At 34.7% G+C, this 7776-nt stretch carries 7 protein-coding genes; 5 read left to right on the top strand and 2 right to left on the bottom strand.

What is annotated here, in order from left to right:
* Both Q0876_RS15330 and Q0876_RS15325 read right to left on the bottom strand, forming a co-directional pair.
* Positions 1–3057 (bottom strand): PKD domain-containing protein (locus tag Q0876_RS15330; RefSeq protein WP_299229665.1); only part of this gene is annotated, 3057 nt, incomplete at its 3' end.
* A 41-nt stretch (positions 3058–3098) separates the two neighbouring features.
* Positions 3099–3575 carry a hypothetical protein gene (locus tag Q0876_RS15325; RefSeq protein WP_299229662.1) on the bottom strand — a complete coding sequence of 159 codons (477 nt, stop codon included), beginning with the start codon at positions 3573–3575 and terminating at the stop codon, positions 3099–3101.
* Between the two features lie 281 nt (positions 3576–3856).
* Here Q0876_RS15325 and folE point away from each other — a divergent pair, with 281 nt between their 5' ends.
* The 5 genes from folE to Q0876_RS15300 all read left to right on the top strand — a co-directional run bounded on the left by folE (position 3857) and on the right by Q0876_RS15300 (position 7771).
* Positions 3857–4534, top strand: a complete 678-nt coding sequence (gene folE / locus Q0876_RS15320; protein WP_299229667.1) for a GTP cyclohydrolase I FolE — start codon at positions 3857–3859, stop codon at positions 4532–4534.
* Positions 4535–4558: 24 nt separating this feature from the next.
* The gene (cysS, locus tag Q0876_RS15315) at positions 4559–6040 is read left to right on the top strand and encodes a cysteine--tRNA ligase (RefSeq protein WP_299229659.1); all 1482 of its coding nucleotides are present in this window, start codon (positions 4559–4561) and stop codon (positions 6038–6040) included.
* A 2-nt stretch (positions 6041–6042) separates the two neighbouring features.
* Positions 6043–6276 (top strand): membrane protein insertion efficiency factor YidD, encoded by a 234-nt coding sequence (gene yidD / locus Q0876_RS15310; RefSeq protein WP_299229655.1) that lies wholly within the window; start codon positions 6043–6045, stop codon positions 6274–6276.
* Positions 6277–6341: 65 nt separating this feature from the next.
* Complete coding sequence (gene lgt, locus Q0876_RS15305) at positions 6342–7265, top strand: prolipoprotein diacylglyceryl transferase (RefSeq protein ID WP_299229651.1); 924 nt, start codon at positions 6342–6344, stop codon at positions 7263–7265.
* Between the two features lie 2 nt (positions 7266–7267).
* Positions 7268–7771 carry a DUF192 domain-containing protein gene (locus Q0876_RS15300; RefSeq protein ID WP_299229648.1) on the top strand — a complete coding sequence of 168 codons (504 nt, stop codon included), beginning with the start codon at positions 7268–7270 and terminating at the stop codon, positions 7769–7771.
* Positions 7772–7776: the final 5 nt, after the last annotated feature.

The following is a 7776-nucleotide window of genomic DNA, read 5'->3' as shown; positions in this document are numbered from 1 at the left end:
TGTATTCTTTAACGTTAAATCTATTAATGTTAATCCATCAGGTACACCATCATCACAAACCTCTAATGCCGTTGGGGCAGTAACAATAGGTTGAGAAAACACTGTTACTGATTCAGTGCTAGTTGTTGGACATGCACCATTGGTAGTATATTCAACAGTGTAAGTAGCATCAAAATTTCCGTTTGTTATTGTACCAGTAGAAGTGTCTATAATAGCAAAATCTCCTGGCAAAGGATTGAAGGCGAAAGTGCCTCCAGGTAGACCAGTAATTGTTGCTGTTGCACCATCACATGTTGGTGTAAGAGTAAAACTTGAATCATCTTGAGGAAGGATTGTTACTGATTGAGTTGTAATACTAGGGCAAGGTCCAGATGTGACGTAATCTACAAAATATGTTACTCCAGGTGTTGCATTGATTATATCTCCGGTTACAGGGTTTAAAGCAGCAGCATCTCCAGGTACAGGATTAAACACAAAAGTACCACCTACATCACCTGTAATAGTAGCAGTTGCAGCATCGCAAGCTGGCGTATATGTAAACGATGAATCTTCAGAAGGAAATACTGTTACATTTTGAGCCAATACCTCTGGACAAGGTCCAGACGTAGTATACTCAACTGTATATGTTGTTCCTGAAACTCCGTTTGTTATTGTTCCTGTAATGGCATCTATAACTGCGCCATCAACTGGAACCGGATTAAGAACAAATGTTCCTCCTGTATTTCCCAATATCGTGGCTGTGCCACCATCACAGCTAGAAGTCATTGAAAAAGTAGGGTCTTCAAAAGGCAATACTGTTACGGATTCTGTAGTTAAAGCAGGGCAAGCTCCTGCTACCAAATATTCTACAGTATAAGTAGCTCCTTGCGTACCATTTGTTATTGTTCCTGTAATTGGGTCTAATACAGCAGCATCGGTTGGTAATGGGTTAAAAGTAAATACACCTCCTGTATTACCTGTAACTGTTGCAGTAGCACCATCACAAGTTGGCGTAAGCGTAAATGACGCATCAGATGAAGGCAATACTGTAACCGTTTGGACAGTACCTGGACTACAAGAACTTGCAAATTCATATAATACTGCATATGTAGTTCCTGAAACACCATTAGTAATAGTTCCTGTTACTGGATCTATGACCGCACCATCAGTTGGTTGTGGATCTTGAAAAGTAAAAACGCCTCCAACATCTCCAGTAACGGTAGCAGTTCCACCATCACAGGTTGGAGTCATCGTAAATGTTGTATCAAATACTTGCCCTACAATTATAGTTTCTACATCATTCAAAATCACATTACATGTAGTAGTAGACACATCAATAAGATTTAGTGTTTGATCTACAAGTGGACCAGTAATTAAAATTGTAGCATTTCCTGAATTATCTAGAACAGTAGACTGAACAGCACCACCATTGATGGTATATGTAATTGTTGTATTAGGTGTACCAACGACTGTAAACTCCGCATCATCCCCTTGACAAACAGGTGTTGTTACAGGAGTTGCATCAGCTGTAATTTCTTCTTCGACATCAATACAAACCTGCTGTGTATATTCACATCCAAAATCATCAACTACTCTATAAGTATAACAATATTGTCCAGCAGCTGGAGGCGCAACAGTAATTGTTCCTCCTGTAGTATTAGTAATTGTTGGATCTGGATCCCAACTCTCTGATGTAATCACTGGCGTAAAAGACAACTCAGGTGGTTGAATATTTGGGTCAAAATTCATTCCCCAAGAAAAGATATACCCATTATCTATCCCAATATTATCTACGATTTCTATACACCAATCTCCATTTAAAGGACTTCCTACTAAATCATTAAAAGATTCAACAGGCAAGTAAGTTCCTGGTTCCCATGAATTTCCTGGTGGATTTGATCCAGCTGTTATCGTATTTGCATTTTGAAGCAATGTTGTTGCCGACATTGAAAAGCAATAATCGGCTCCTACTCCAGGTGTATTCGAATTATCATCGTTAGCTCCACCGAAATATATACCTCCACCAGCTTGATTAAACAAGTCAGCTTCTTGACCATTTGGTGAAATAATTCGAATGTCTAAATCACCAGAATAAGAATGTTCCATATTTACACATATCTCAATCAACTGGTTCGGATCTGTTAATGTTTGATTAGAGTCAAAACAATCAACTGTAATACATGTTGTATAAACAGCACCTGAGCCATCTGGTAGAAATGTAGTCCCACTAACTGGTGGTGTACAATCATTTATAAAAGGTACAGGGTTAACTACTCCATCTATAGTTGTAGTTTCTCCAAAACAAAGCAAATCATCGGCAGCTGCTGTTCCTGTAAAATCTGGTTCAGTAGCAACTTGTATTACTTGATTTATTAAATTTGTGTTTGCACAACCATCTGGGTCAATACTTGTATTTGCATCTCGGATATTTAAATTAACAATATATACTCCAGGAGTAGCATAAGAAAATGTTGCTGTTTGACCCGCAACCGTATTACCATCTCCTAAATCCCACTCGTAAGTTGCTCCTGTTCCATCAAATTGAAAATTACCACTACCATTCAATGTTATTTGTTCGTTAGGGCATACTCTTATATAACCGTCTCCATTTGGAACTGGAGTTGATGAATCAATTTGAGAGGTAATTATTTGGCATGGTGTGATACAAGAAATATCTGCAGCCCAACCTGTTGTTGTTCCAGCTGCATCTGATGTAAATTCAATAGTAAGACAACCTGAACCATTTGTGTCAGTTGCTACAGAGCTAGGTGGCAATGCTGCTCCACTATATGTGCCATAAACTGGAGCTGCTGTGCTATCACCATTATAGATGGTGATAACATCAACATTTAGCTGAGTGTTAAATGCCGTAAAATCTATTTGGACTAATTGACCTGGGTTTTCAGGACATATAGTTAAAACTAAAGCTTCATCACTTCCATAGTTTCCTCCCGATCCACCTGAGTCATAGAACACTCCTGAACAAGCAGTCACTGTTCCATTTTGCATGATGACATCTTGAGCAGATACCGAATATGATAAAAAAAGTACGATTAATAGTAGTAATATTTTTTTCATTGCCTTGAGATAATTGATAGGTTTTTTTTTGCAGGTAGATTTTAATTATTTAATTGAGACTTGATTATTATAAAGTAATTAGTATTGTCTACTTGGTACATATGCGTACCTGTAGAATAAAATTCAAAAAGGTATTTCAATGGATTGAAATTTTGAGGATTGAAATTCGACTCTCTCTCTAAATCAGAAACATAATAATCCATTAACGGCACTTCAGATAAAAGTGTACACGGCTTTTGATCTCTTTTATTAGGAATAGATTTTATTTCAATTCTATTTCTCAATATGTGTTTTATGTCTTTTACTCTTTGCGGTTTGCTTAAAATATTAGATTGCGCTTTATCACCATAAGCCTCATTAATCATAGCTAATTCTTGCTGAGTTAAGGGTTTATTAATAGTATTACCATAATTGATAACATTGACTCTCTCAGTCCTTCTATTTGATTGTGAATAAGATACATTTGAAATAAATACTGTAAGTAAAAACAGTAATGGAAGGTGGTATTTAAAATTCATTATAGTTTTGTTTTAAAAGACGTGAAATTTAAGAAAATTTAAATTAAAAAACTGTTAATAGCATCTAGCTATTAACACTACTTTTACATTAAATTAAACAAGTGAGATTAAAAAATTCCTACCTATGTTCTAACTTTTTTTAATTGTTTATCTTTGCAGACTGAAAAACACTCGAATTAATCTTTATATTTTTATGATAAGAGATTTAGAATGAATGTGTAAGCTTAATCATTACTTTGTAGACAAATACTATATATAGTAATGAGCAAATACTAATTATGATGAAAATAGAAAACGATATACACGATTATGAAGCTCTAGGTGATGACCATATTGGAACATCTTCTGATACGCCTCTTCGTAACGATGCTTTTAAATTGACCAATGAAGAAAAGATTGATATCATCAAAGACGATGTTCGCCATATTATGGAAACTCTAGGTCTTGATCTAAAAGATGATAGCTTAAAAGGTACTCCAAATCGAGTAGCCAAAATGTTTGTAAAAGAATTGTTTGGTGGTTTAGACCCTCAAGCAAAACCAAAAGCCTCTACATTTGAAAATAAATATAAATATGGTGAAATGCTTGTAGAGAAAAACATCACAGTATACTCTACATGTGAGCATCATTTATTACCCATTGTTGGAAAAGCTCACGTGGCTTACATTTCTAATGGAACTGTAGTTGGACTTTCTAAAATGAATCGTATTGTAGATTATTTTGCAAAACGCCCTCAGGTACAAGAACGTTTGACCATTCAAATTGTTAAAGAACTACAAAGTGTTCTCAATACTAAAGATGTAGCTTGTGTAATAGATGCCAAACACCTTTGCGTAAATTCCAGAGGAATTAGAGACATCGACAGCAGTACGGTTACTTCTGAATTTGGTGGAAAATTTAAAGAAAAAGAAACTCGTAGAGAATTCTTAGATTATATTAATTTAGACACTACATTCTAATTTATAAACTTTCATATCATTAGTATGCCATTATACCAAGATCAGACCATACAAATTTATAACACCTTAAGCGGGCAAAAAGAAGTGTTTAAACCTATTGAAGATGGCTATGTTGGCATGTATGTTTGTGGTCCAACGGTATATAGTAATGTTCATTTAGGAAACGTAAGAACTTTCATGTCATTTGATATGGTCTTTAGGTACTTCAAACATTTAGGTTATAAAGTTAGGTACGTCAGAAATATTACTGATGCCGGTCATTTAGAAAACGATGCCGATGCTGGTGAAGATAAAATTACCAAAAAAGCAAGATTAGAGCAAATTGAACCTATGGAAGTTGTGCAACGTTATACTGTAGATTTTCACAACATATTAAACACACTCAACTTTCTTCCACCTAGTATTGAACCAACTGCTACTGGCCATATCATTGAGCAGATAGAACTTATCAAAACGATTATAGATAATGGTTTTGCATATGAAGTAAACGGGTCTGTGTATTTTGATGTACATAAATTTAATGAAACAAATAACTATGGTATTTTAAGTAAGCGAAAGCTAGAGGATCTTATTCACAACACACGTGCGCTAGATGGACAAAGTGATAAAAAAAATCCTCAAGATTTTGCACTTTGGAAGCGAGCTGAACCTCAACATATAATGCGTTGGCCTTCACCTTGGAGTGATGGATTTCCTGGTTGGCATCTAGAATGCACAGCAATGAGCACCAAATATCTTGGTGATAATTTTGATATTCACGGTGGTGGTATGGATTTAAAGTTTCCGCATCACGAATGTGAGATCGCTCAAAGTGAAGCCGCAAAAGGATTATCTCCGGTTAATTATTGGATGCATGCCAATATGCTTCATTTGAACGGACAACGTATGTCTAAATCTACTGGAAATACAGTAAACCCAGATGAGTTGCTTTCTGGAAATAATGATTTTTTCAGTAAAGCTTACATTCCAAGTGTCATTCGTTTTTTTAATGCACAATCTTCTTACCGTAGCATTTTAGATTTAACCGATGATGGTCTAGCTGCTAGTGAAAAAGGGTTCTTCCGTTTAATGGATGCTATCAATGCATTAGACCATCTAGAAACTAACAATACATCAACATTTGATGTCACTAAATGGCGACAAAAATGTTACGATGCCATGAATGACGATTTCAATTCTCCCATTTTAATTGCGCATCTTTTTGAAGCTGCAAAACAAATCAATCAAATCAAAGATGGCAATGCATCATTAACTTCAGAAGATTTGACACTACTAAAGAATACAATGTATGATTTTACATTTGACGTTCTAGGTCTAGTTAATGTCTCAAAAACAGATACTGGTACTGATAAATTATCTGGAGCAGTAGAATTGTTAATACAATTGCGACAAGAAGCAAGAGCCAATAAAGATTTTGCCCTATCTGATAAAATTAGAGATGAATTAGCTGAAAAAGGCATTCAATTAAATGATGGTAAAGATGGAACGACGTTTACGACCAACTAGTCATGAAGCGTATCTTAATTTTTCCACTTTTACTTTTAATTAAAGCTTATCAAACTTTAATTTCGCCATTAACACCAGCTAACTGTAGATTTCAGCCTACTTGTTCTCATTATGCAAAAGAAGCATTAGAAAAATTTGGATTATTTAAAGGTGGTAAGTTAGCGATAAAGCGCATTACAAATTGTCATCCATGGGGTAAATCTGGTTATGATCCAGTTCCTGAGAAAGAAGACTAAAACTATCTTAAGACGTTACTACATTTTAAGCATAAATACTATCTTTACCCAACAAAACTAAAATTATGCATGCTCTAGAAATTGTCTGGAACCCTTCTAAAGGAATTGACTTAGGTGTCTTTACACTTCATTATTACAGCTTAATGTGGATTGTTGCATTTCTACTGGGCTTTTATGTTATTAAACGTATCTACATCAATGAAAACCAAACGAACGAATCTTTAGATTCATTATTCGTCTATTCGGTTTTAGGTATTATGTTAGGCGCAAGATTAGGTCATGTTATCTTTTATCAACCAGAATTAATTAGCGAAGATTTCTTCAGTATCTTTTTGCCTTTTAAATTCAAAGGCGGCTTTGAGTTTACAGGTTTTCAAGGGCTTGCTAGCCATGGTGCAGCTATTGGTATGATTCTTTCGATGTATTTATACAATAAAAAGGTTTTGAAAAAAAGTGTGATCTGGGTTTTAGATCGTGTTGTAGTTCCAGTAGCTCTAGGTGCTATTTTTGTTCGTATTGGTAATTTTATCAATTCAGAAATTATTGGAAAAGCTACAGACTCATCTCTAGGTGTTCGCTTTATTCAAGATGAATATAATAAATATGAAGTTGTAAGACTTACAGGGATTAAAGAAGTTAAGGATGCTTATACCGCTTTAGGAAGTAACCCAAAGTATATCGAATTACTGAATCAAGTTCCTTTTAGACATCCAGCACAATTATACGAAGCGTTTTGTTACGTATTTGTGTTTTTAATCTTAATGTTTGTGTATTGGAAAACTAAGAAGAGTGAGCAACAAGGTTTTCTTTTCGGGTTGTTTTTAGTATTACTTTGGACAGTTAGATTCTTTGTTGAATATGTTAAAGAACCACAAAATATAGAGCGTGCAGATTGGCTATTGAATACAGGACAATTATTAAGCATTCCGTTTATACTAATAGGTTTATATTTCATGTTTCTATATAAACCAAAAAACAAATTAAGTTAGTAATGACATCTAGTCTATTGAAACTTCTAACTGTTTCTGCTGTCGGCATTTTATTCATTTCAGGAGCATCATGTAAAAACGAAAAGCCAAACTCTTCAGTAAAACCAATTACTATCCCCTTTAAAAAAGAAGGCGAATTACAACTTAAGAAGAGAGTTTCAGATTCAATTATAGCATCTATTGATATTGAAGTTGCCGATGACGAATACCAAACTCAAACTGGATTAATGTATCGCAATAGTATGGAAAATTCGCAAGGTATGTTATTCGTGTTTTCCAACTCTGAATATAGAAATTTTTATATGAAGAATACTAAAATTCCTCTTGACATTATCTATATTTCTGAAGATCAAACCGTGGTCAGTATTCAAAAGAACACTAAACCAATGGATGAAATGTCTTTACCTTCTGAGGGGCCTGCTAAATATGTTTTAGAGGTCAATGCTGGATTAAGTGACCAATGGACATTAGAAAAAGGTGATGTTGTTGTATTCACTTTAAATTGAATCAA

This window comes from uncultured Psychroserpens sp. (assembly GCF_947503375.1).
Taxonomy (GTDB): domain Bacteria; phylum Bacteroidota; class Bacteroidia; order Flavobacteriales; family Flavobacteriaceae; genus Psychroserpens.
The sequence above is the reverse complement of the archived record's forward strand: the minus strand, read 5'-3'. Positions and strand labels throughout refer to the sequence as shown.

What these genes read in the sequence shown, in the direction of transcription:
- yidD (WP_299229655.1), top strand. Translation starts at nt 6,043, where the DNA reads ATGAAGCGTATCTTAATTTTTCCACTTTTACTTTTAATTAAAGCTTAT.
- folE (WP_299229667.1), top strand. Translation starts at nt 3,857, where the DNA reads ATGAAAATAGAAAACGATATACACGATTATGAAGCTCTAGGTGATGAC.
- Q0876_RS15325 (WP_299229662.1), bottom strand. Translation starts at nt 3,575, where the DNA reads ATGAATTTTAAATACCACCTTCCATTACTGTTTTTACTTACAGTATTT.
- lgt (WP_299229651.1), top strand. Translation starts at nt 6,342, where the DNA reads ATGCATGCTCTAGAAATTGTCTGGAACCCTTCTAAAGGAATTGACTTA.
- Q0876_RS15300 (WP_299229648.1), top strand. Translation starts at nt 7,268, where the DNA reads ATGACATCTAGTCTATTGAAACTTCTAACTGTTTCTGCTGTCGGCATT.
- cysS (WP_299229659.1), top strand. Translation starts at nt 4,559, where the DNA reads ATGCCATTATACCAAGATCAGACCATACAAATTTATAACACCTTAAGC.